The sequence below is a fragment of the Flavobacterium sp. Leaf82 genome, from assembly GCF_001422725.1.
Taxonomy (GTDB): Bacteria; Bacteroidota; Bacteroidia; order Flavobacteriales; family Flavobacteriaceae; genus Flavobacterium.
In genome coordinates, this window is record NZ_LMMA01000001.1 from 142,731 (window position 1) to 167,655 (window position 24,925).

Consider the following 24,925-nt stretch of genomic DNA (forward strand, 5'->3'; position numbering starts at 1 on the left):
AAATGAATCACGAAGTACATATATATACTGATGGTGCTGCAAAAGGAAATCCCGGAAACGGAGGTTATGGTGTAGTGATGGAATTGGTAGGAACGCCTCATAAAAAAGAATTCTATGAAGGTTTTCGACTTACAACTAATAATAGAATGGAACTTCTGGCTGTAATTGTGGGTCTGGAAAAATTAAAAAATCCTAATATGAAAGTTTTAGTTGTTTCAGATTCTAAATACGTAATTGATTCTGTAGTAAAAAAATGGGTTTTTGGCTGGGAGAAAAAAAATTATACCGGTAAAAAAAATCCTGATTTATGGAAACGCTTTCTAATTATTTATCGCAAACACCAAGTCGATTTTAAATGGATTAAAGGGCATAACAATCATCCCCAAAATGAGCGTTGCGATGAATTGGCTGTTATGGCATCCATGCAAAAAAATCTTTCTGTAGATGTCTACTATGAAACCATAGGATCAAAATCATAAAAAAAATGCGTCAGAAACAATTGCTCCTGACGCATTTTTTTATTTCTTAAAACGATTATTCTTTGTCTAAATCTTTAGCTCTGTTAAATCCTACAAGTAAACCAACTCCAGACATTGTAATGATTGTTGCCGGATAAACCACATCTGAATTCATTTGTGTGTAAGTGGTAAGAAATAAAGCAATAAAAAAACCAAGTCCAATCCCTATTAAAAGAAAAGCGGTATTTAAAATAATAATCTTCCAGGATGCAACTCCATTACTTCTTCCTTTTAAAAAGATACTTGCATCGACTCCTTTTTCTATAAGAGCTAAACGTTCTCTGTTTCTTGTTGAATAAATAAGGTAAAAAATCCCGAAGATCATTGAAAAAAGACTAATTGGTATTAAAATTTCTGGTCCCATAATTTTTATGTTTTTATAATTGATTGATACCCATATGACGACATGTTTTGAATTGAGGTTACAAGGAATTGAAAATATTTTCAATTATCAAATTCTAAATTGTAAAAACTTCCTGAATATCAACTAATTTTGAAATTAAAATTTATTTCAAACAGCAATCTTTCTTTGTCAAAATATAAAAGACAAAGAGTTAGTATTAGCATTTTTAAAGTAAGTATTAGCATTTATGTCATCTCGACGAAAGGAGAGATCACACTAGGTGCTCCACAAAGTACATCGTTAATAGTTGTCGAGTTTTACGTGTGATTTCTCCTTCGTCGAAATGACAAAAAAGGCAGTTCAATTTTAAATTTAAAGAAGAAAGATATGAAACAACTATTATCAAAATTAGAATTTCATCTTCTGAAATTGGACTTTTAAAATATTGAAATTTATTTTAAAATAGTTGTAACCTAATTAAAAGAACTGTCGTCTTATATATTATGAGTGCTTTAAATGATCAACATTATATCGATAAAATTATACAAGGCGAGACCAATGCTTTTGCCGTGTTGGTAGGTCGTTATAAGGATATGATTTTTACATTGGCTCTAAAGATGATCAAAAACAGAGAAGAAGCTGAAGAGGTTGCGCAAGATACTTTTATTAAGGTTTATAGTTCTCTGGCAAAGTTTAAAGGAGATTCTAAATTCTCGACATGGATCTATAAGATTGCTTATAATACTTGTCTGGATCGTTTAAAGAAAAATAAAAAAGAGGAAAATAACATATCAATAGATGAATTTTCGGCACATTTAATCAAAACAATGGATAATGCTTTGAGCGCTCTTGAAGATAAAGAACGAAAGCAAACCATTCAGAATTGTTTGAATTTATTGCCAAGTGAAGAAAATTTCCTGCTAACTTTATTTTATTTTGAAGATCAGAATTTAGAAGAAATAGGAAAGATCATGAACATTAATGCTAATAATGTAAAAGTAAAATTATTTAGAAGCCGACAGAAATTAGCCGTAATTTTGAAAAAGCAATTAGAACCAGAAATAATAGAATGTTATGAAAGAAAATGATAAAGAAATAGAAAATCTGATTGAGAAAATGATGCGCGAAAATACTTTAGAATCGCCGTCATTTGATTTTACTTCAAAAATAATGTCTCAGGTCTTAGAAGTAGAAAAAAGCAAAATAAAAGCTTACAAACCGTTAATCTCTAAATCGGCATGGATTTTTATTAGTATAGTCTTAATTATGCTGATTGCTTATTCTGTTGACTCGGGTAACAATATTTCAAATTTTGAATTAACTCAATCTTATTCAGATAAAATTTCTACGGTGTTTTCAGAAATTCATTTTTCTACGAATGTGCTTTATGGTCTTTTAGTAATTCCTTTTATGGTTTTAGTTCAGATTGGCGTTTTGAAGAATTATTTTGATAAGAAATATGAGTTGTAGAATTATTTAAAAGAATCTTCTCTTTTAATTATTGAATATCTTGGATGAATATCATCGACGCGAATATCATATCTGTTTAAATATAATAGATATGATATTGTAGAAAATTCGTCGGGTTGTATAATTAAGCTATTAAGTTCGTTTCCATTGTCGTTGAAGGAAGGCCTTGAGTATTTTTTCAAAAAATTATCAAACCCTAAACTATCATATTCTTTTTCTGTTTTTTGATTTAATTTGAAATTTTGCAAAATAATTATTTTTTCATTCGACGCATCAAAAACATAATCTTTATCCAGAACAATCTCTAAAAACTCTTTATATGTTTTATACTTCTTTTGATAGTACATTTTATAAGATTGGTATAAAAGCTCCCCATTTGTAACAAAAATTTCATCCTCGTTTGTTCGAATGTATACATCTATAAATAAATACTTGTTTATAACTTTATGAAAAGCCAACTTCTCTATCATTTCTTCAGAGAAATTAGGTTCTTTTTTTTCACACGAAATCAAAAAACAAAGCAATATTAATAAGGTTAGGATTTTCTTCATAAATGAAATAGGATATTTAAACAAATCTAACTAAAAAAATCAGAGCATTTTTTCAAAATAATTATTGCAATTTAAATCCAAAAAACATATTTTAAGCACTCTGAACAATCAAATACAAATCATTCATTTACAATAGTTTTAGCCCCGAAAACGATATTGTTTTTTTATGAAAATTTTGAGAACCTAAACCGTTGCAATATTGTAACTTATGAAGTATCTTTGCACCCTAATTCGAAATTCATAAAATGAATAAATTATTGATTGTTGGAACGGTTGCTTTCGATGCTATCGAAACTCCTTTCGGAAAAACAGATAAAATATTAGGTGGAGCTGCAACATATATTGGTTTATCAGCGTCATTTTTTAACTTACAATCGGCCATTGTTTCTGTAGTTGGCGACGATTTTCCTCAAGAACATTTAGATCTTTTAACTTCAAGAAATATTGATATCTCTGGTATCGAAATTGTAAAAGGCGGAAAAACCTTTTTCTGGAGCGGTTTATACCACAACGATCTTAACTCTAGAGACACATTGGTAACTGAGTTAAACGTTTTAGCTGATTTTCAGCCAAAAGTTCCTCAAAACTATAAAGATGCTGATGTTGTGATGTTAGGAAACTTACATCCGTTAGTACAAAGCAGTGTTTTAGATCAAATGGAGAAAAAACCAAAATTAGTAGTTTTAGATACTATGAACTTTTGGATGGATTGCGCTCTTCCAGAATTATTAGAAGTAATTAAACGTGTAGACGTTATTACTATTAATGATGAAGAAGCAAGACAACTTTCAGGAGAATATTCATTAGTAAAAGCAGCAAACAAAATCCAGGAATTGGGACCAAAATATGTGGTGATCAAAAAAGGAGAACACGGAGCGCTTTTATTCCATAACAGAGAAGTATTCTTTGCACCGGCATTACCATTAGAAGATGTTTTTGATCCAACGGGAGCAGGAGACACTTTTGCAGGTGGTTTTTCAGGATTTATTGCGCAAAGCGAAAACATTTCGTTTGGCAATATGAAAAATGCAATTATTTACGGATCTAATTTAGCTTCATTTTGTGTAGAGAAATTTGGAACCGAAAGGATGGAAACATTAAGCAAAGCAGAAGTAGCGATTCGATTACAACAATTTAAGTCGTTAACTCAGTTTGACATAGAAATATAATGCCTTGAAGCCTCGATAAAACGGGGCTTTTTTATTACGTTATTACGCACAACTTACAACAACAACACAAAATACAAAAACAATGAGCGACGCTTTAAAACACGAATGTGGTATAGCCTTAGTTAGACTTCTTAAACCGCTTGAATATTACAAAGAAAAATACGGTACAGCTTTTTACGGGATACAAAAAATGTATCTAATGATGGAGAAGCAGCACAACCGTGGTCAGGATGGTGCAGGTTTTGCCAGCATTAAATTAGATGTTGAACCGGGGCAACGTTACATTAGCAGAGTTCGTTCGAACCATGCTCAGCCTATACAAGATGTATTTAAGCAAATCAACGATCGTATCAATGAAGAATTGACTGCGAAACCTGAAATTGCTGATGACATAAATAAAATCAAAGCAGAAATTCCGTACGTTGGAGAATTATTTTTAGGACACGTTCGTTACGGGACCTTTGGAAAAAATAGCATCGAAAGTGTACATCCATTTTTACGTCAGAGTAACTGGATGCACCGTAATCTAATTTTGGCAGGAAACTTTAACATGACAAATGTTAAAGAGCTTTTTGAAAATTTAGTAGAGCTGGGACAACATCCAAAAGAAATGGCGGATACAGTTACCGTTATGGAAAAAATTGGTCATTTTCTTGACAAAGAAGTAATGGCATTATATCAGGATTGCAAAGAAGAAGGATATTCTAAAAGAGAAGCTTCTCCGGTAATTGCAGACCGATTGGATATCGCTAAAATACTAGGGCGTTCTGCTAAAAACTTAGACGGTGGTTACGCAATGGCAGGATTGTTAGGTCATGGTGATGCTTTTGTATTTAGAGATCCGGCAGGAATTCGTCCGGCATATTTTTATCAGGATGACGAAGTTGTCGTAGTAGCTTCAGAAAGACCTGTTATTCAAACCGTATTTAATGTACCTTTTGAAAGTGTTCAGGAAATTGAGCCGGGAAATGCATTGATCATCAAAAAAAGCGGAAAAGTTTCTATGGAGCAAATCCTGGAGCCAACTGTAAAAAAAGCATGTTCGTTCGAAAGAATCTATTTCTCGAGAGGAAGTGACGCTGAAATATATCAGGAACGTAAAAACTTAGGAAAATTAATTTTACCTGCAGTTCTTGAATCAATTGACAGCGATACAGATAATACTGTTTTTTCTTATATACCAAATACTGCAGAAACTTCATTTTATGGTTTAGTAGAAGCAGCTCAGGATTTTCTTAATCAGAGAAAAAACAATTATATATTAGCCAACAGAAATACGCTGACAGCCGAAACGCTACAAGAATTATTAGCGGTAAAAATACGTACAGAGAAAGTTGCGATAAAAGATGCTAAACTTAGAACCTTTATTACTGAGGATAGTAGTCGTGATGATTTAGTAGCTCACGTTTATGATGTGACTTACGGAGTAATTAAGCCAACTGATAACCTTGTTATCATTGACGATAGTATTGTTCGTGGTACAACACTTAAAATGAGTATCATAAAAATGATGGATCGTTTAAATCCTAAACGTATTGTTATCGTTTCATCGGCACCACAAATTCGTTATCCTGATTGTTACGGAATTGACATGGCAAAACTGGAAGGTCTTGTTGCTTTTAGAGCGGCATTAGCTTTATTGAAAGAAAGAAACTTATATCATATAGTAGACGAAGTTTATGCAAAATGTAAAGCACAGGAAAACTATCTTGATAGTGATGTTGTGAATTATGTAACTGCAATTTACGATCAATTTACTCCAGAAGAAGTTTCAGATAAAATTGCTGAAATGTTGAGTTCTCCGGAAATTAATGCTGAAGTAAAAATCATTTTCCAAAAAGTAGAAGATTTGCATATTGCATGTCCGAAAAATCTTGGAGACTGGTACTTTACCGGAGACTATCCTACACCGGGAGGAAATCGTGTTGTAAACAGGGCTTTTATGAATTTTTATGAAGGAAAAGACGCGAGAGCGTATTAATAAAATACTAACAAAAGGTTAATTTGTGCATTTCATCGGTTTTTTTTGCCGTTCATCTTATATGTTTGGTAAAAATGAAAAGCTACAATACTTTTGAGATACCATAACATTAGTAGGTTAAGTTTATGGTAGATTTGGGGCAAAAAGGGTGGAAGCAATTCCACCTTTTTTATTGGAATAAAGTTAAATATTTTATAAAGTAATAGATTACAGTTACTTAATCGGATTTATCTGTCATTCGTCTATTAAATTTTTTTTATAAATATAGCAATCATACATTTACAAAACCATAACATTAGTAGGTTAAGATTATGGTAGATTTGGGGCAAAAAGGGTGGAAGAGATTCCGCCTTTTTTATTTTTGTCTTTTTAAGAAAATAGAAAAAACAGAAAAAAGATTATAGAGTAAAGAATAAAGACTAAAAGCACTTTCTTTAACTCCTTATTCTTCCTTCAATCTATTCTCTTTCCTCTATTCTCTTTCCTCTATCTTTTTCTTACTTCATCGGATATATTTGCCATTCATCTATAAAGTTTTTTTCATATAACTAGCTATTATATATTTACTGAACCATAACATTAGTAGGTTAAGATTATGGTAGATTTGGGGCAAAAAAGGTGGAAGAGATTCCGCCTTTTTTATTTTCTTTTTTTTAGAGAATAGAAGATAGATTATAGAATAAAGACCAAAAGTATAAACACAAAAAAAGACGGATAACTATTAAGTCATCCGTCTTTTCTCTTTATTCTTTACTCTATTTTCTTATTTATCTAAAGCAAATCTTCTTGCAACTTCTGTCCAGTTAATTACACTAAAGAAAGCTTCAATATAATCTGGTCTTCTGTTTTGGTAGTTTAAGTAGTAAGCATGCTCCCAAACATCCATTCCTAAGATTGGAGTTCCACCGTTACCAACTTCTGGCATTAATGGATTGTCTTGATTTGGAGTTCCTGAAACTTCTAGTTTACCACCTTTGTGTACAGTTAACCAAGCCCATCCTGAACCAAATTGTGTAGCTCCGGCTTTAGCAAATTTTGCTTTAAATTCTTCGAAAGTTCCAAAAGAATCTTCTATAGCAGCTAATAAATCACCTGTTGGTAATCCGCCACCGTCAGGAGACATTACAGTCCAGAATAAATTGTGGTTGTAGAAACCTCCACCGTTGTTACGAACTGCAGCGTTTGATTTATCTAAGTTGATTAAAATATTTTCGATTGTTTTTCCCTCTAAATCAGTTCCTGCAATTGCAGCATTTAGATTTGTTGTATACGCATTATGATGTTTTGAATGGTGAATTTCCATTGTACGGGCATCAATATGTGGTTCTAGTGCATCATATGCATAAGGTAATTGTGGTAATTCAAAAGCCATGATATTATGATTTTATGATTTATAATAATTTATCCCAAATTTAGACATTTAACTTTGGAATAGAAAATACTATTTCGTTATAATTCAATTTAATTAACTGATAATATGATTTTTTAAGAGTTAAATACTTGTAAATCTTTATTTTCCGTTAAAAGTGGTCATGGTATTTTCTAATCCGGCAGTTCCAAAAGATTTGATAATTTCTGAAGCTACTTCTAGACGTTCCGGCAATTTTGCCTTTTCTTCTTCATCCCAATCTCCTAAAACGTAATCTATTTGTTGGCCTTTTTTGAATTGATCGCTGATCCCAAATCTAAAGCGGGTGTATTGTTGTGTGTTTAAAACCAAGTTGATGTTTTTTAAACCGTTATGACCTCCGTCGCTGCCTTTTGGCTTGATTCTTATCGTTCCGAAAGACAGGTTTAAATCGTCTGTAATAACCAAAATATTTTCTAAGGGAATGTTTTCTTTGTCCATCCAGTACTTTACAGCCTTGCCGCTTAAATTCATGTAAGTGTTTGGTTTAAGCAGGAAAAAGGTTCTGCCTTTGAATTTGTATTCGGCCAAAGCGCCTAGTTTTACGGTTTCAAATGAAAGACTTTCTTTTCTGGCTAAAAAATCCAGGACTTTAAATCCTATATTATGTCGTGTATTAACGTATTCGGCACCAATATTACCAAGTCCTACGATTAAATATTTTTTCATATTGTCTGTGTTCTCTTCTTTTTGTGTTGATGAAAACAGTTTTGTTATCCATTTTATCATGATACAAAAATAAGGTTAATTAGAGAATGTGCCAATTTGTTAATTAGATAATTTGATATTGGATTGAGATTTAACCGCAAATAATGGCACGCGGATGATGCGGATTTAAATGGATTTACACGGATTATTTTTCTCGTTTTTATCAAACTAAATGAAGTTGAAGACTTTTTTCCTCAACATCTCAGCAACTTATAAAAAATAAACCTCTGGCTAGCCCTGACAGAAGCGGCATCCTTTTTCTGGCTTCTTTAGCCAAGAAAAGATATAGCGGATGGCAGGAACGTCAGGTCTTGAGAAAACCGAATATTTCTGCTCTCGAAAATTAAATTCCAAATTTTTAAAATTCCAAATTCCAATCTTACGATTCAGAATCTTTAAAACAAAAAAAAAGCACCAACCTTTCGATTGATGCTTTTTGTATTGATTTGAAAAAAATTATTTTTTCTTTCCTTTTGCAGGAGCTTTTGCAGCTTTTGCAGCTTCTTGAGCAGCTTTCATAGCAGCACGAGAAATTCTTACCTGAGCAACAACTGTGTTCTCTGGGTGCATAACTTTGTATTCTGGTTTTCCAACTTTAGTAACGTATAATTTGTTACCCATTTCAAGTGGAGTAATGTCAGCCTCAACAAAATCAGGAAGATCTTTAGGTAAAGCTTTAACTTTTAATTTACGAGTGTTTAAACGTAAAACACCACCTGCAAGAACACCTTTTGATGTACCTACAACTTTTACAGGAACTTCCATAGTGATTTCTTTGTCATCAAATAATTGAAAGAAGTCAATGTGTAAGATTTTGTCAGATACCGGGTGAACCTGGATATCTTGTAAAATTGCATTAAATGATTTTCCTTTTCCAAGCTCAATCACAACTGTGTGTGCGTTTGGAGTGTAAACCAAGTTTTTGAACGCTGCAGCGTCTGCTGAGAAGTGTACTGCTTGATTTCCTCCGTATAACACGCAAGGAACCGCTCCAGCATTACGTAAGGCTTTAGTTGACACTTTGCCCACGCTTTCTCTTTCTGATCCTTTAATTGTAATCGATTTCATTGTAAAAAAATATAGTTATTAATAAATATTCTAATTTGCTTTAAGCTTTAGGCGATGCGGCTTGGGCTTTGTAAAGTTTATGCTTATGGCTTAAAGCCTAAAGCGTATAGCTTTTACATTATAAATTTTCCACTAATGGAATTGTTGTGGTGCACCATGTGCATTACTTCAGCAAAAAGAGGTGCACAACTCACTACTCTTATTTTTTTTGATTCTTTCTTTAACGGGATTGAATCGGTAACTATTAACTCGCTTAATTTTGAGTTTTCGATTTTTTCGTATGCGTCACCTGATAAAATGGCGTGTGTACAAATTGCTCTTACGCTTAATGCTCCTTTTTCGATCATTAAATCTGCGGCTTTCGCTAATGTACCACCAGTATCAATCATGTCGTCTACTAATATTACGTTGCGGCCTTTTACTTCACCAATTAGTTCCATAGTGTCGATAACGTTGGCTGCTTTTCTTTGTTTGTAACAGATTACTACATCTGATTCTAAGAACTTAGAGTAAGCATATGCTCTTTTTGAACCTCCCATATCCGGAGATGCAATGGTTAGATTGTCTAACTTTAAACTTTCTACGTATGGTAAAAAGATTGTAGATGCAAATAAATGATCTACCGGTTTTTCGAAAAACCCCTGAATTTGATCTGCATGCAAATCCATTGTCATTACTCTTGTCGCTCCGGCAGCATCTAATAAATTAGCTACTAATTTTGCTCCAATCGGAACTCTTGGTTTGTCTTTTCTATCCTGTCTTGCCCAACCAAAATAAGGCATAACAGCTGTAATGTGTCTTGCTGATGCACGTTTTGCTGCATCAATCATGAGTAACAATTCCATCAAATTATCAGCAGTTGGAAAAGTTGAACACACGATAAAAACGCGTAATCCTCTGATTGACTCTTCGTAAGATGGTTGAAATTCTCCATCACTATACGTTGACATCGTTACTTTACCAAGCGGAATTCCGTATTGTTCGGAAATTTTTTCTGCAAGATAAACACTTTTTGAACAAGCAAAAATTTTAGCTTCTGGTTCTAGGTGCGACATTATAATTTGTTGTTTTGTAGTTAGTTGTGTGTGCTTCGTTTTAACGAGGTGCAAATTTAGAAAATTTATTGGACACTGAAAGGAAAAATTTAAGTATTTTTAGTAGAACATTTAATTTTATTTTTTACATTTGCACCGTGTTAAAGGAATAAGCACAGTTATGACATCATAATTACTTATTCTATTGCGTTAAAATAATTGATTTATTTAATTGTTTTTTCGTCTGCTAAGCCCGGATGGCGGAATTGGTAGACGCGCTGGTCTCAAACACCTGTGGGAAACCGTGCCGGTTCGACTCCGGCTCCGGGTACAAAAGCCTCTTCGTAATTGAAGAGGCTTTTTTGGTTTTGTATATTTCTCCATTTTATATCTGGATTTTGCGCCTAATTTATTTTTTGCTGAGATTCTCGAATCTTTTTTCTCTAGTTAGTAATTCTTGCAGTAGCTCTTGTGTCTCTTGTGTTTTTTATGAATTCCAACCTAGTGTCGAAGTCTGCTGTAAATCCATTATAATTTATGAGATTCGGCATTTTGGTGGAATTCCAATCTGGTGTTGAAATCAGATGTGAGTCTAGTATAAAATCGATTGAGTTTGTTGGAGTGAAGAATGTGAACAATGTGAATTGAGCTTAAGTTTTTAGCAAAAAAAAAATACCACTTACGTTTGTAAGTGGTATTTAATAAGCTTCCTCTCTTGGGCTCGAACCAACCCCGATAGCTATCGGGGCTATGATTGGCAGTTTTTAATTGTATTTTTCTTTAAATTTTAAAATAATATCCGGATACTGAATAAGGTTTTCGATATAAGTTTTGCTTTTCATTTTTTTAATATGTTTTTCAATTAGCAGACCTTGATTTTTGTTTTCGCATTCTATTTTGAGGAATATTTTCCAATCGGTGGCATTTGCTGTGAATTTATGAGATTCGGCATTTTGGTGGAATTCCAATCTGGTGTTGAAATCAGATGTGAATCCAGTATAAAACCGATTGAGTTTGTTGGATTGAAGAATGTGAATTGAGCTTGGGTTTTTAGCAAAAAAAAATACCACTTACGTTTGTAAGTGGTATTTAATAAGCTCCCTCTCTTGGGCTCGAACCAAGGACCCTCTGATTAACAGTCAGATGCTCTAACCAACTGAGCTAAGAAGGAATCACCTTAAAGGTAAATATGTTTGCTAAAAAAAGTTGCTCCCCCTCTTGGGCTCGAACCAAGGACCCTCTGATTAACAGTCAGATGCTCTAACCAACTGAGCTAAGGAGGAAGTTGTTGTTCTTTTTAGCGAGTGCAAATATAGATGATTTTTTAGTTTCTCAAAAATATTTTAGCACTTTTTATAAAATATTTTTACTTGCCAACAATTGCCTTATAAATATCGTTTCCGTTAGCGAATAAAAGGAGTCCTATAAGTAAAACGAAACCAACCATTTGGGCGTTTTCAAGGAATTTATCGCTAGGTTTTCTGCCACTAATTATTTCGTATAATAAAAACATCACATGACCACCATCAAGAGCCGGAATTGGCAATAAATTCATAACTCCAAGCATAATTGATAGTAAAGCAGTAATCGACCAGAATACTTCCCAGCTCCAAGAACTTGGAAAAATGTTAAAAATCGCTGCAAAACCACCTACTTGTTTGTATGCTTTTGTTTCTGGGTTAAAAATCATTTTAAGCTGTTTTCCGTAACCTACTAATTGATCTTTACCTTTTGTTAGTCCCACAGGAATTGATTCAAAGAAGCTATAGTTTTTAGTACTTACTTTATAGTAACCTAGTTTTTCTAAAGATTCTATATTTAAAGCGCCAGTAACAACACCTAATTTTCCGGCAGTAGAAACTTTAACTGTAATAGGTACTTGTTTTAAATCACGTAAAACGACAGCTGGAATTGTTTTTCCTTTATTGTTTTCTAAAATTGTTTTAGCCTGATCAAAATATCTTGCATCTTGTCCGTTAATACTAATAATTAAATCTTTTGGTTTTAAAGCTGTATTGCCTGATTCCGGAGTAACACTAGCCACAGCAAAAGGAATCCTCATGTCAACAAGAGGTGCTTTTTTTTGTTTTGACAACTGATCTACAAAATCAGTAGGCATTTTTATGGTTTGTTGTTGTCCGTTTCTTTCGATCAAAACTTCTTTCGCCATGATGATTTTCATGTTGATATCATTATCGAAGTTTTCGATTTTTTGTCCGTCAACAGCCAGGAATTTATCACCGGTTTTGAAACCTGCTTTTATCATTGCCGGATTTTCGACTAAAACTCCGTCTTTCAAATCAGCATTAGCCACATACGTATCGCCATAAGCAAACGCCATTCCTATATATATAATAAAAGCCAGAATGAAGTTCACAGTAACTCCACCTAACATAATAATCAAACGTTGCCAAGCTGGCTTAGAACGAAATTCCCACGGTTGCGGAGGCAAAGCCATTTGTTCTTTGTCCATGCTTTCATCGATCATTCCGGAGATTTTTACATAACCTCCAAGCGGTAACCAACCAATTCCGTATTCAGTTTCGCCAATTTTCTTTTTTAATAAAGAATATTTAACATCAAAAAATAAGTAGAATTTTTCGACTCTTGTTTTAAATAATTTTGCAGGAATAAAATGTCCTAATTCGTGAAGAATAATAAGTAAAGATAAACTCAATAGAAATTGAGAGAGTTTGATAACTATATCCATTTTGTATTTTTAGTTCTTAATTTAACGTACAAAAGTAACGTTTCTATTTTAATTTAGACCGCAAGATAATACTTAAGGTTTTAAATTCTTGTTAATAATTGGCCTTACTTTTCTATAAATTAAGTTAGGTTTTTTTCTCCGTTGATATATTAGTAACTTATTTGTTACCAATGTTACAATTGTCCTATTCTAATACTTTTAAAACTTATAGAAGGTAATAATAAGCAGTAATCATTTTAATTTCATACTTAATTAAAAAACGGGATTATTGTTAAGAAGTTAGTAAAAATATTTAGCAATTCTTAAAGTATTTCTTATTTGTATAACTTTTATATTTTAAATTATGAATTTTATTAAACAAATTGAAAGAATTAAAAAAATTCACAGGTTAATTAGTTCTGAAAAAACAGGTACTCCGGTTGTTTTTGCAAAAAAGTTATGTTTAAGTAGGAGTCAGATGTATAATGAACTGGAACTTATTAAAGAGCTAGATGCTCCAGTAAAGTATTGTAAAAAAAGAGAAAGTTTTTATTATGAAACTCCATTTGAGCTAATATTAAACTATTCTCTTAAGATCATTAAAGATGATGAATCTAAAGAAATATTTGGTGGTTCAAATCTCCGTCCAATTTTATTAGACGGAACTCTGATAAGTTTGCCATAACAAATAATTTCTCGAGAAAATGATTTGTTATAATGATTAATTAAACCTTTAAATTTTAAAATTATGGAATTAGTATTAGAAAATCAAGAGTTGGTTGAGTTGAATATTCAGGAAACATTCGAAATTGAGGGAGGAACATGGCCAGGTATCGGTTGGTGGATGGATTGTGGCTTTAGTTATGGCGGTCAACAAGAATTATTATGGTGTTAGATGCTTTTTAAGTCAAATATTGTTTTTGGGTTTAATTTTAATAAAAACTAAATTCAAAAGAATAATTTAAGTTAAAGCAGATTTTGATAATTATTCAAAATCTGCTTTATAGAAATAATTAACGAAGAAGATATGTCTCATTGATAACGAATCACATCTCCTAAGTAAAATTCAATCTTAAATATGAGTATTAATTAACAATTAAAATTATTTTATGCAAATTAAAAAAAATATTTATTACTTGCTTTATGCTATAGTACTTTTCATATTTCTCAGTATTTATGCGTTTGAGAAAGGGGTTGTTTTTGGTAAATTTTTAGCAAATTAAAGGCGTGAATTGTTTCTACAAAATCTTTGTTTGCATTATCGAATTTTATTAAGATTAAATGATTGCCGTATTCTATAAAAATATTTTATTTTTCGCGATATCATATTTTCTCCATTTTTATAATGATATGACGATATGTTGAAATTATAATACATTCATTTTTAGGTGTTTGGTGCTGGTTTTTGTGTTATTAGTCGTTACTGAAAAATGAAGTCAAAAGTTATAATGATGAATTTCAGTTAAAAGCATTATTATAACAATTATTGCACTGTTTATATTTAAGGATCTCAAATTAAATAAATTATGAATTTCAGTTCAGATCCATTAAACACTCTTGAAAATCTTATCTCAAAAAACAAGATAAAGAGTTTGTCGATATATTTTGTTGTTGTTTTAACAATCATAATTTTCTTGATTTTTCTACCAATAATAAAAGTAGACATTAGCAGTCAGAGTCGAGGTATTATTCGAAGCAAAACTGATAATGTCCCTGTTTCGGCAATTGTAAGTGGTAAAGTTATAACGGTTTCTATAAAAAATAATGTTGCGGTTACAAAGGGAGATACATTAATAATAATGTCAAAAGAAAATCTGGAAAATGATAAAGACTTACAAGATTCATTATCCAGTTCCGTTTTAGCATTACTTAATGATGTTAATAATTTATTACAAAATAAAACTTCATACTTATCCACATCTATTGCTAGAGAAGACATGTTTAAATTTCAGTCTGAAAAAAGGAACATCAAGGTAAAATTTCTCATGCACAAATTATATATGACCGAAACAAGATATTATATGATAAAGATATTTTAGCAAAAGCAGAATTTGAAAAATATGAATATGACTTACTTCTCGCCAAGCAATTATTAGAAAGCTATGTAAGTCAACAAAAATCGGCTTGGGAAAATCAGAAAATAGATTTAGAAGAACGTTTAAAAAATCTGAATGGAGCAGTTTCTAAAATAAATATAGAATCAAGCAATTATATTGTTTTGGCTCCTATTTCGGGAACTATAGAAAATTTTTCAGGTATTCAAAAAGGTTCTTTTATTAATGCCTCACAATCTATTGCTACGATTTCTGCGGCTGATCATCTTATTGTAGAAAATAATGTTTCTCCGGCTGATATTGGTTTAATTAAGAAAAACCAAAAAGTAAAATTTCAATTAGATGCTTTTAATTACAATCAATGGGGTTTACTGGAAGGAAAAGTAATTGACATCGATAGAAATATTACAATACAGGGCGAACACGCTTTTTTTAAAGTCCGTTGTGCTTTTAATTCTACAACGCTAAAATTAAAATCTGGTTATCAATCAAATGTTTCTAAGGGCATGACCTTAACTACAAGATATATAATAATCCGCAGAAGTTTATTCGATTTATTATTTGACAAAATGGATGATTGGTTAAACCCAAAACAATTATCAAATAACTATTAAATAAATGGCTTCAATAAAAATAAAACAACATGATATTCAAGATTGTGGCGCTGCTTGTTTAGCATCTATTGGAAACCATTTCAAAGTTAATTTACCTATAGCCAGAATTCGCCAGTATGCCAATACAGATAAACGAGGAACAAATGTGCTTGGTATTATTGAGGGAGCAGAGAAAATGGGCTTTACGGCAAAAGGCGTAAAAGGAGGTTTAGATTCTTTAAAAAAAATTCCTTTACCCGCAATTGCACATATTATTACAAAACAACAATTACATCATTATGTCGTAATTTATAGAGTTGCTAAAAGCAAAATCACGGTTATGGATCCGGGTTCTGGCAAAATGGAAGCTTATACTATTGAAGAGTTTCAAAAAATATGGTCAGGTGTGTTAGTTATTTTTGCACCCAATGATTATTTTAAAATATCAAATCAAAAAACTTCGTCAATTAAGAGATTTTGGAATTTAGTTCAACCTCACAAAGTTATTTTAATTCAAGCATTGATTGGTGCAATAGTTTTTACTATTTTGGGATTATCAATGTCTATTTATATTCAAAAAATAACTGATTATGTTTTGGTAGATGGTAATAGAAATTTACTTAATTTATTGAGTATATCCATGATATTCATTGTTTTACTTCAGTCTTATATTGGCTCTAAAAAAAGTATATTCGTAATGAAAACGGGCCAATTAATTGATGCCAAATTAATTCTCGGATATTATGAACATCTCTTGCATTTGCCACAACGCTTTTTCGATACCATGCAAATTGGCGAAATAACTTCGAGAATAAGCGATGCAGTAAAAATCCGATCATTTATAAACGAAGTCGCCATAGAAATGATCGTCAACATTTTTGTAGTATTCTTTTCATTTGTTTTAATGTTTACTTATTATTGGAAACTGGCTTTGGTTATTTTACTGGCGATTCCGTTTTATGCCTTGATATATTTTGTTTTAAATAAATTCAACAAAAAAGTTGAACGAAATATTATGGAGAAAACCGCTGAATTACAAACTCACTTAGTTGAAAGTATTACACATGTTAGAACAGTAAAAGAATTTGGAATTGAAGAGTTTTCAAATTTAAAAATAGAAAATAAATTTGTAGAGCTTTTATTTACAACTTATAAATCAGGCTTAAATGGGATTTTCGCTGGTACATCAACACAATTTATAGCCTCTGGATTTACAGTTATTTTAATGTGGATTGGTTCCGGTTATGTGATTGACAGATCTATCACTCCCGGAGAATTATTTTCTTTTTATGCTTTAATTGGTTATTTTACATCGCCCGTTGCTTCTTTAATCGGAATGAATAAAACGGCTCAAAATGCATTAATTGCTGCTGATAGGCTTTTTGAAATAATGGATTTGGAAAGAGAGGAAACGGAGAATAAAGTTGAATTAAAAAGTGAAAATGTAGGAGATATAAAATTCGAAAATGTTTCTTTTCGTTATGGATCAAGATTAGAAGTCTTTAAAAAATTCAATGCCACATTCAAAAAAAATCAGACAACTGCAATAGTAGGTGAAAGTGGTAGCGGAAAAACCACATTAATTTCACTTCTTCAAAATTTATACCCAATAAAAGAAGGAAAAATTTATATAGGTGAATTTGATGCTCAATTTATTCATTACCAAAGCCTAAGGAAGATTATTGGAGTGATTCCGCAACAACTTAATTTATTCTCTGGTAATATAATAGAGAATATTGCTTTAGGAGATTCATTTCCTGATATTCATAGAATTTTGGATCTTTCAAAACAATTAGGAATAACAGAATTTGTAGAAAAATTGCCAAATGGTTTTGAAACACAAATTGGCGAAAATGGAGCAATGCTTTCTGGAGGACAAAAACAGAGAATTGCAATAGCTAGAGCATTATATAAAAATCCGGAGATTTTATTAATGGATGAGGCAACAGCATCATTAGACACTAATTCGGAAAAAGTAGTAAAAGATGTAATAGATAATTTTAAAGCTCAAGGAAAAACAATAATAATTATTGCACATCGATTAAGTACAATTGCAAATGCTGATAAAATTTTAGTGATGAAAAGTGGAGAAATTGCTGAATCTGGGGGCCATCATAGCTTACTGGAAGAAAAAGGGGAGTACTATAATTTGTGGATCAAACAAAACTTGCTTTAAATGTTTGTTAATTAATAAACATTTAGATTTCTACTTTTGTATAGAAGCTTTAACTTTACTTTTTTAAACACTATCGTACTCAATAGGTAGTACAAAATCATTAAAAGTTACAATTATGGCGTCATTATTATTTTCTCCTCTTACTATAAAAAAAATCACTTTAAAAAACAGAATCGTTATTTCGCCTATGTGTCAATATTCAGCAATTGACGGATTTGCAAACAATTGGCATTTGGTACACTTGGGAAGTCGCGCTAGTGGCGGAGCAGGTTTAATTATTCAGGAAGCTACGGCAGTATCTCCGGAAGCCAGAATTTCACCGTCTGATTTGGGAATCTGGAAAGACGAACATATTCAGAAACTAAAAGAAATCAACGAATTTATTGTTTCTCAAAATTCAGTTCCCGGAATTCAATTGGCACACGCAGGACGTAAAGCAAGTGTTTCAATTCCGTGGGAAGGCAATAAAAAATTAGATTTCGGACAAGGCGGATGGCAAACCGTTTCTGCAAGTTCGATTCCGTATCATGAAGACGAACCATTTCTTCCGGAAACATTAGACGAAAACGGAATTCAAAAAGTAATTTCAGATTTTAAGGCTGCAACAAAAAGAGCTGTTGAAGCAGGTTATCAGGTGATGGAAATTCACGGAGCACACGGTTATTTATTACACCAGTTTTTATCTCCATTAACCAACATCAGAACGGATAAATATGGAGGAAGTTTCGAAAACAGAATCCGTTTTACGTTAGAAATTGTAGATGCTGTAAAATCAGAATGGCCGTCAAATTTGCCTTTAGTTGTCAGGATTTCTGCTACAGACTGGGCAGAAGGTGGTTGGAATCCGGAAGAATCTGTAAAACTTTCAGCAATATTAAAAGAAAAAGGAGTCGATTTAATCGATGTTTCTTCAGGCGGATTGGTTTCACACCAAAAAATTCCTGTTGGTCCGGGTTATCAGGTTTCTTTTGCAGAACAAATTAAAAAAGAAGCAAATATCTTAACAGGAGCAGTTGGTTTAATTACCGAAGCAAAACAAGCCGAGGAAATTTTAGAAAACAATCAGGCAGATTTAATTTTATTCGCGAGAGAATCGCTTAGAAATCCAAATTTACCTTTAGACTTTGCCAAAGAATTAAACGATGATATTCAATGGCCAAAACAATACGAACGCGCTAAGATTTAAATAGAATAAAAAAGGTTACCACGAATTTCACGAATTTTCACGAATTATATTGGGTTAAAATTGAATTAAAATTTGTGAAAATTCGTGAAATTCGTGGCAAAAAAAATCTTTTTAATAGTTTTAATCTGTGGCAAAACAAAATAAAACAAAATGCAAAAAATAAAAACAGCACTATTGTCATACGGAATGTCAGGAAAAGTTTTTCACGCTCCGTTTTTAGACATTCATCCGGGATTTGAATTATTAGGATCTTGGGAAAGAAGCAAAAAATTAATTCAGGTAGATTATCCAGCCGTAAAAAGTTATCCTTCAATCGAAGAATTATTAGCAGATGATGTTGATTTGGTAATCGTAAATACTCCGGTTGGGACACATTTTGAATATGCTAAAAAAGTTTTATTGGCTGGTAAACACGCCGTTGTAGAAAAAGCATTTACAACAACCGTTGCCGAAGCCGAAGAATTAGCTACAATTGCGAAAGAAAAAGGATTAAAATTAGCCGTTTTCCAGAACAGAAGATGGGACAGTGATTTTAAAACCGTTCAAAAAATAATTAGCGAAGGAACATTGGGCGATCTGGTCGAAGCTGAATTTCATTTTGACAGATACAATCCTTTATTGAGTCCAAAAGCACATAAAGAAACAGTAAATGATGGAGCAGGAATCCTGAAAGATTTAGGTCCGCATTTAATCGATCAGGCAGTTTGTTTATTTGGTTCACCAAAGTCAGTTTTTGGAGATATCCGTTACACCAGAGAAAATTCGTTAGTCGATGACTGGATCGATTTATTGCTGATTTATGATGATTTCAGAGTTAGGTTAAAGGCTGGTTTTTTTGTCAGAGAAGCAAATCCGGCTTATACGATTCACGGTAAAAAAGGATCTTTCTTAAAACCCCGTGGAGATGTTCAGGAAGATGAATTGAAACTAGGTAAAAAACCAAATTTAGAATCTTGGGGAACAGAATCTGAAACCTTAAAAGGACTTTTACATACTGAAATTGACGGAAAAGAAATCAGAGAAAAAATCCCAACACTTCAAGGAAATTATTTTTCGTTTTTTGATGGTGTTTATGAATCGATTGCAAATAATAAAAAAGAACCTGTTACAGCACAAGACGGTGTAAAAGTAATGCAGATTATAGAAGCTGCAATTGCAAGTCATACACAGCAAAAGGTAATTAATTTGTAGATAAAATTGTTCGTAGAGACGCACAGCAGTGCGTCTTTTTTTATGCGGACAGATAAAAAAACCTTAGCAACTTAGCATCTCAGAACCTTAGTCCCTTAAAAATAATCTTCGTCTCTTTGAACCTCAAAAACTAGCACCTTTAAAAAGAATTTATAAACATACAACGTTATAAATTGACGAACTAGTAGGGTAAGAGAGACTATAAGGTAGGTTTTTAGTACTTTTATACTATCAAATCTAAAAAGTATTATTTTGATCAGTTTCAATCCACTATCGTTATTTCAAACCAAAGGTAAAATCAAGAAAGTTTACAGGGAAGCAAAAGCCTCTTATTTAAACCGAATTCGCATTGCTGTGGGAATGTTTTATTTTGGAATGGGATTAAGTTTTGCAACCTGGGCAAGTAGAATTCCGGACATAAAAACCGCATTAAATTTATCCGAAGGTGATTTGGGTTCTATTCTTTTTGCCCTGCCAATGGGGCAATTAATTATTATGCCTTTTTCAGGAAAGATGGTTACCAAATTTGGGAGTCACAGGATTCTGGTTTTCTCATTAATAATGTATGTTTTATGTTTGGCAAATTTAGGATTAGCAACATCAGCCCTGCAATTATCCCTTGGATTATTTCTTTTTGGGATTTTTGGAAATTTAGCTAACATTGCTGTTAACACACAAGGTGTTTATACCGAGGTACTTTTCAAGAAAACGATCATGTCTTCTTTTCACGGTATGTGGAGTTTTGCCGGATTCACCGGAGCTTTGGTTGGTTTAGGAATGCTAACTTTAAAACTGACACCTTTTCATCATTTCTTAATTGTTGGCGGAATTGTGTTACTAATGGTTGCTTTTAACTTTAAATTTTTGGTCAAAGCCAAAGAAAAAATAAAACATAAAACTTCTGAAAAGAAAAAGCTTTTTGTAAAACCGGACAGCGCATTAATATGGCTTGGTGTAATAGGTTTTTGCAGTATGGCGAGCGAAGGTGTAATGTTTGACTGGAGCGGTGTTTACTTTAAAGACATTGTAAAAGCGCCCGGTGCTTTAGTGATTTTAGGATATACTTCATTCATGATTATGATGGCTGGCGGAAGATTCTTAGGTGACGGAATGATTAATAAATTTGGCCGCGAACGTGTTATGCAAATTAGTGGAGTTATGATTTCTGCCGGACTTTTTACCGCAGTTTTTCTACCTTATATTATACCCTGTACAATAGCTTTTATGCTTGTTGGTTTAGGAGTTGCTACAATTGTGCCTACTGTTTATAGTATGGCAGGTAAAAATCCAACTGTTCCTCCTGGAGAAGCTCTAACAATTGTTTCGAGTGTAAGTTTCCTTGGTTTCTTAATGGGACCTCCTGTTATTGGGCATATTGCAGAAAGTTTCGGACTTCAGTTTTCTTTTGCCTTTATCGGAATATTTGGTGTGCTGATTGCTTTTATGGTTTCTAAAATTAGAACTACTGAATAAAAAACAATCCCAACGGTTTAAAGTTCAAAGCTCTTAATAAATACGTGTGTCATTTCGACGAAGGAGAAATCTTCGTAAGTAACTCGACAATGATAAGCGATATTCTATATTTAATTTCTAGTGTGATTTCTCCTTCGTCGAAATGACATGAAATGAGGAAAAATCATTTTAATTCTTCTAATTTAAACAAATAAAACATTCTGAGTTTACCAAGATTAATTAAGCAATAATTAGAAAAGAGTTGTTTTTATTAATAAGTAATTAACAAGAAATTTCTTTTATATTGTTTTTTGTCTATATTTGAATTTTGAAAATTTAGTCTCGAATTAAATACAAATTAACCACTACAGTCTTTTTCCAAAGACCAATTTTATCTTTTGATGTAAGAATTTAAAATGTTTTGAAAGTCAAAGCAGTTTAATCTGAAAATTATTGATCAAAGTAAATTGGCTTTTCATGAGAAAAAAATACGCACTTCTTTTTATTATATTGTCTTTTGGAATTGCTTTTGCACAACAAAAAACTACTTTTTCAGGAATAGTAATCGATGCAAAAACACAAACTCCCCTGGAAAATATTGTGGTAAGTATTCAGAATTCTTCTATCACACAACTTACCAATACAAGCGGAAAATTCGAATTACATTCTTCTATACAAGGAGAACAATTATTGCTATTGCACAGTCAGGGATATAAAGATTTACTTTTAAAAATAAATTCAAATTCAGAGCAAATTGTAAATCTCGGGATATTGCAATTAGAAGATAATTTCTCTCTTGATATTCCTGCGGCTTTAATCACACTACTTGACAGTGATTTATCAGATGATAATAGCTCCTCAGAAATGACTTCCGGACTTTTGCAATCTTCAAAAGATGCTTTTATGCAAGCTTCAGCTTTTAATTGGGGGCAGGCGAGATTTAGGGTTCGTGGTTTAGACAGCGAAAACGGAACCACAATGCTCAACGGTATGATCATGAATAAAATTTATGACGGAAGACCACAATGGAGCAACTGGGGAGGTTTGAATGATGTGCTTCGAAATCAGGAATTTTCTGTTGGAGCAGCAGCTTCAAATTACACTTTTGGCGGGATACTGGGAACACAGCAAATTTCGACTCGGGCTTCGTCATACAGAAAAGGAGGAAAGCTTACTTTTTCAGCAAGTAATACCACTTATAACTGGCGTGCCAATGCAACATATGTTTCCGGAATGAATTCTAAAGGTTGGGCTTATGTAATTTCAGCAGGTAAACGTTTAGGGAATGAAGGTTATTTTGAAGGAACCAGTTTTGATGCAGAATCGTTTTTTTTTAGTTTGGAAAAGAAATTAAGCAATAGGCATTCTTTAAATTTTACAGGATTTTATACACCAAGTTCCAGAGGAAAAAATTCAGCAAATACGAATGAAGTAACACAATTAACCAACGAAAAATACAATTCGTACTGGGGTTATCAAAATGGTGAAAAACGAAATGCCAGAGTAAAAAAAGTCGAAGAACCTCTAGCAATGCTGAATCATTATTTTAAGATAAATGAAAAAGCAAACCTTAATTCTACTGTAATGTATCAGTTTGGAAAAGTAGGAAACAGTACGATTGATTATCAAAATGCAAATAGTCCGGATCCTGTTTACTATCGAAAACTACCAAGTTATTATACCTCGCTTTACGGAAAAGATATTGGAGAATCTTCTGGGAATTTTAGTCCGGATTATGGGAGTGCACAACAAAACAAAACGCTATTTCTTGAAAACCCACAAATTAATTGGGATGCACTCTATCAGGCGAATCAGAAACCAATATTAAATTCTGATGGAAAAATTACAGCTTATCAGCCTTCTCAAAGTCATTATGTTGTATATGAGGACAGAACAGATGATAAAACTTTTTCGGCTAATTCAAATTTAAATATTCAAATAACAGAAAATAGCAGTTTTGATGGCGGAGTAACTTTTCGGAATTTAAAATCACATCAATTTCAATATCTTTTAGATTTACTGGGAGGAGAATATTTTGTAGATATTGATGCATTTTATAGTGGGGATCAAGCCCAATCTGATCTGCAAAATCCAAATCGCCAAGTAAAAAAAGGAGATGTTTACGGATACAATTACAATTTACTGGCTACAACAATTGATGCTTTTACACAGTTTAAATTTAATTATAACAAGGTAGATTTTTATATAGGACAATCCTATTCGGTTTCAAATTATCAAAGACAAGGGATATATCAAAACGGAATCTATTCGACAAGTTCTCTAGGTAAAAGCCAAAAAGTAAATTTTGAAAATTTTGGTTTCAAAGGAGGTTTTACCTATAAAATTTCAGGGAAACAATGGCTGTTTTTTAACGGAATGCATCTTACAAGAGCACCATCCCTTCGAAATACTTTTGCAAATTCCCGTTTAAATAATTCAGTTGTTGACGGAATTGAAAATGAAAATATCACCAGTGCCGAAGGTAATTATGTCTTTCGTTCCCCCAAACTTAAAATTCGCACAACGGTTTATTATACTTTGATTAAAAACACTACTAAAACTTCTTTCTTTTATGCAGAAGGAATTTTTGACAGAGGTGCAAGTTATAATAATACAGATGCATTTGTCAGTCAGACTTTAACAAACTTAGATAAGAAGAATATTGGAGCCGAATTAAGTTTTGAATATCAAATTTCATCTACCATAAAATCTACTATGTCTGTTGCTTACGGTAATTATACCTACAATAGCAATCCAAATGTTTCGATTACAAACGATGCAAATTCGGCAAAAGGGGATACACAAACCACTTTTGATTTTGGAGAATCGTATCTTAAAAATTATAAACAATCCGGAATGCCACAACAGGCTTATTCGTTTGGATTAGAATATCGGGATCCAAAATATTGGTGGTTGGGAGCAAATATCAATTACATGACAGAAAGTTATATTGATGTTTCGCCTATTGCCAGAACAGCTCGTTTTTATAAAAATCCAATTAGTGGTTTGGTTTTTCCTGAAGCAACAGAAGACAGGGCTGCGGCTTTGTTAAAACAGGAAAAATTTGATCCCATTTCATTACTAAATATTACAGGAGGTAAATCCTGGCGTATATCCGGAAAATACATTGGACTTTTCGCGAGTATAAATAATGTTCTGAATCTTACTTATAAAACCGGAGGTTTTGAACAAGCCCGAAATGCAAATTTCAGGGCACTTAATCAGGATGTCTCAAGTCAAACGCCATCATTTGGTCCCAAATATTTTTACGGTTACGGAAGAACTTATTTCGTAAATCTTACTATTAGTTTATAAATTTTTAAAACACATTGTA

At 32.4% G+C, this 24,925-nt stretch carries 22 protein-coding genes and 3 tRNA genes; 15 read left to right on the top strand and 10 right to left on the bottom strand.

The window, feature by feature from the left end; genetic code table 11:
* Positions 1–2 precede the first annotated feature (2 nt).
* Positions 3–479: a ribonuclease HI gene (rnhA, locus tag ASF10_RS00640; protein WP_056243976.1), complete on the top strand. Its 477-nt coding sequence runs from the start codon at positions 3–5 to the stop codon at positions 477–479.
* A 55-nt stretch (positions 480–534) separates the two neighbouring features.
* Here rnhA and ASF10_RS00645 read toward each other — a convergent pair whose 3' ends face one another.
* Positions 535–882, bottom strand: a complete 348-nt coding sequence (locus ASF10_RS00645) for a DUF6249 domain-containing protein (protein ID WP_056243981.1) — start codon at positions 880–882, stop codon at positions 535–537.
* A gap of 482 nt (positions 883–1,364) precedes the next feature.
* Here ASF10_RS00645 and ASF10_RS00650 point away from each other — a divergent pair, with 482 nt between their 5' ends.
* Positions 1,365–1,949 carry an RNA polymerase sigma factor gene (locus ASF10_RS00650; RefSeq protein ID WP_056243984.1) on the top strand — a complete coding sequence of 195 codons (585 nt, stop codon included), beginning with the start codon at positions 1,365–1,367 and terminating at the stop codon, positions 1,947–1,949.
* The gene (locus tag ASF10_RS00655) at positions 1,936–2,331 is read left to right on the top strand and encodes a hypothetical protein (RefSeq protein ID WP_056243987.1); all 396 of its coding nucleotides are present in this window, start codon (positions 1,936–1,938) and stop codon (positions 2,329–2,331) included. The genes ASF10_RS00650 and ASF10_RS00655 overlap by 14 nt, the downstream gene beginning before the upstream one ends.
* Positions 2,332–2,333: 2 nt before the next feature.
* Here the strand turns inward: ASF10_RS00655 and ASF10_RS00660 are convergent, their stop codons facing one another.
* On the bottom strand, positions 2,334–2,882 hold the full coding sequence (locus tag ASF10_RS00660) for a hypothetical protein (protein WP_056243990.1): 549 nt from the start codon (positions 2,880–2,882) through the stop codon (positions 2,334–2,336).
* Between the two features lie 245 nt (positions 2,883–3,127).
* On the opposite strand from ASF10_RS00660, the gene ASF10_RS00665 reads away from it, so the two are divergent.
* Entirely contained in the window at positions 3,128–4,051 is a 924-nt protein-coding gene (locus ASF10_RS00665) for a PfkB family carbohydrate kinase (protein ID WP_056243995.1), read from the top strand.
* An 82-nt stretch (positions 4,052–4,133) separates the two neighbouring features.
* A complete protein-coding gene (locus ASF10_RS00670) occupies positions 4,134–6,032 on the top strand; it encodes an amidophosphoribosyltransferase (RefSeq protein ID WP_056243998.1) in 1,899 nt (632 codons plus the stop codon).
* A 763-nt stretch (positions 6,033–6,795) separates the two neighbouring features.
* On the opposite strand, the gene ASF10_RS00675 is transcribed toward ASF10_RS00670, so the two are convergent.
* The 4 genes from ASF10_RS00675 to ASF10_RS00690 form a co-directional block, all read right to left on the bottom strand.
* Positions 6,796–7,404, bottom strand: coding sequence for a superoxide dismutase (locus ASF10_RS00675; RefSeq protein WP_056244003.1), 609 nt, complete (start codon positions 7,402–7,404; stop codon positions 6,796–6,798).
* A 138-nt stretch (positions 7,405–7,542) separates the two neighbouring features.
* Positions 7,543–8,169: an aminoacyl-tRNA hydrolase gene (gene pth / locus ASF10_RS00680; RefSeq protein WP_056244008.1), complete on the bottom strand. Its 627-nt coding sequence runs from the start codon at positions 8,167–8,169 to the stop codon at positions 7,543–7,545.
* A 435-nt stretch (positions 8,170–8,604) separates the two neighbouring features.
* Positions 8,605–9,216: a 50S ribosomal protein L25/general stress protein Ctc gene (locus ASF10_RS00685; RefSeq protein ID WP_055097594.1), complete on the bottom strand. Its 612-nt coding sequence runs from the start codon at positions 9,214–9,216 to the stop codon at positions 8,605–8,607.
* Between the two features lie 113 nt (positions 9,217–9,329).
* The gene (locus ASF10_RS00690; protein WP_056244011.1) at positions 9,330–10,271 is read right to left on the bottom strand and encodes a ribose-phosphate pyrophosphokinase; all 942 of its coding nucleotides are present in this window, start codon (positions 10,269–10,271) and stop codon (positions 9,330–9,332) included.
* A 230-nt stretch (positions 10,272–10,501) separates the two neighbouring features.
* On the opposite strand from ASF10_RS00690, the gene ASF10_RS00695 reads away from it, so the two are divergent.
* Positions 10,502–10,581: transfer RNA gene (locus ASF10_RS00695), tRNA-Leu, on the top strand.
* 433 nt (positions 10,582–11,014) lie between these two features.
* Here the strand turns inward: ASF10_RS00695 and ASF10_RS00700 are convergent.
* The 4 genes from ASF10_RS00700 to rseP form a co-directional block, all read right to left on the bottom strand.
* On the bottom strand, positions 11,015–11,320 hold the full coding sequence (locus tag ASF10_RS00700) for a GIY-YIG nuclease family protein (RefSeq protein ID WP_082472361.1): 306 nt from the start codon (positions 11,318–11,320) through the stop codon (positions 11,015–11,017).
* Positions 11,321–11,347: 27 nt separating this feature from the next.
* Positions 11,348–11,421 (bottom strand) — tRNA-Asn (locus ASF10_RS00705).
* Between the two features lie 38 nt (positions 11,422–11,459).
* Positions 11,460–11,533, bottom strand: a tRNA-Asn gene (locus ASF10_RS00710).
* 83 nt (positions 11,534–11,616) lie between these two features.
* Entirely contained in the window at positions 11,617–12,960 is a 1,344-nt protein-coding gene (gene rseP / locus ASF10_RS00715) for an RIP metalloprotease RseP (protein ID WP_056244014.1), read from the bottom strand.
* Positions 12,961–13,303: 343 nt separating this feature from the next.
* Between rseP and ASF10_RS00720 the strand changes: the two genes are divergently transcribed.
* The 9 genes from ASF10_RS00720 (at position 13,304) to ASF10_RS00750 (ending at position 24,906) form a co-directional block, all read left to right on the top strand.
* Positions 13,304–13,624 carry a hypothetical protein gene (locus ASF10_RS00720; protein WP_056244017.1) on the top strand — a complete coding sequence of 107 codons (321 nt, stop codon included), beginning with the start codon at positions 13,304–13,306 and terminating at the stop codon, positions 13,622–13,624.
* A 63-nt stretch (positions 13,625–13,687) separates the two neighbouring features.
* A complete protein-coding gene (locus tag ASF10_RS24200; RefSeq protein ID WP_157849046.1) occupies positions 13,688–13,834 on the top strand; it encodes a hypothetical protein in 147 nt (48 codons plus the stop codon).
* Positions 13,835–14,465: 631 nt separating this feature from the next.
* Positions 14,466–14,978, top strand: a complete 513-nt coding sequence (locus ASF10_RS24450) for a biotin/lipoyl-binding protein (RefSeq protein ID WP_241774881.1) — start codon at positions 14,466–14,468, stop codon at positions 14,976–14,978.
* Positions 14,979–15,133: 155 nt separating this feature from the next.
* Entirely contained in the window at positions 15,134–15,607 is a 474-nt protein-coding gene (locus ASF10_RS24455) for an HlyD family efflux transporter periplasmic adaptor subunit (RefSeq protein WP_241774895.1), read from the top strand.
* Between the two features lie 4 nt (positions 15,608–15,611).
* A complete protein-coding gene (locus ASF10_RS00730) occupies positions 15,612–17,762 on the top strand; it encodes a peptidase domain-containing ABC transporter (protein ID WP_056244019.1) in 2,151 nt (716 codons plus the stop codon).
* Between the two features lie 115 nt (positions 17,763–17,877).
* Complete coding sequence (locus ASF10_RS00735) at positions 17,878–18,948, top strand: NADH:flavin oxidoreductase/NADH oxidase (protein ID WP_056244022.1); 1,071 nt, start codon at positions 17,878–17,880, stop codon at positions 18,946–18,948.
* Positions 18,949–19,098: 150 nt separating this feature from the next.
* Positions 19,099–20,139: a Gfo/Idh/MocA family oxidoreductase gene (locus ASF10_RS00740; protein WP_056244026.1), complete on the top strand. Its 1,041-nt coding sequence runs from the start codon at positions 19,099–19,101 to the stop codon at positions 20,137–20,139.
* Positions 20,140–20,391: 252 nt separating this feature from the next.
* Positions 20,392–21,612: an MFS transporter gene (locus ASF10_RS00745; protein ID WP_082472362.1), complete on the top strand. Its 1,221-nt coding sequence runs from the start codon at positions 20,392–20,394 to the stop codon at positions 21,610–21,612.
* A 456-nt stretch (positions 21,613–22,068) separates the two neighbouring features.
* Entirely contained in the window at positions 22,069–24,906 is a 2,838-nt protein-coding gene (locus tag ASF10_RS00750) for a carboxypeptidase-like regulatory domain-containing protein (RefSeq protein ID WP_056244029.1), read from the top strand.
* Positions 24,907–24,925: the final 19 nt, after the last annotated feature.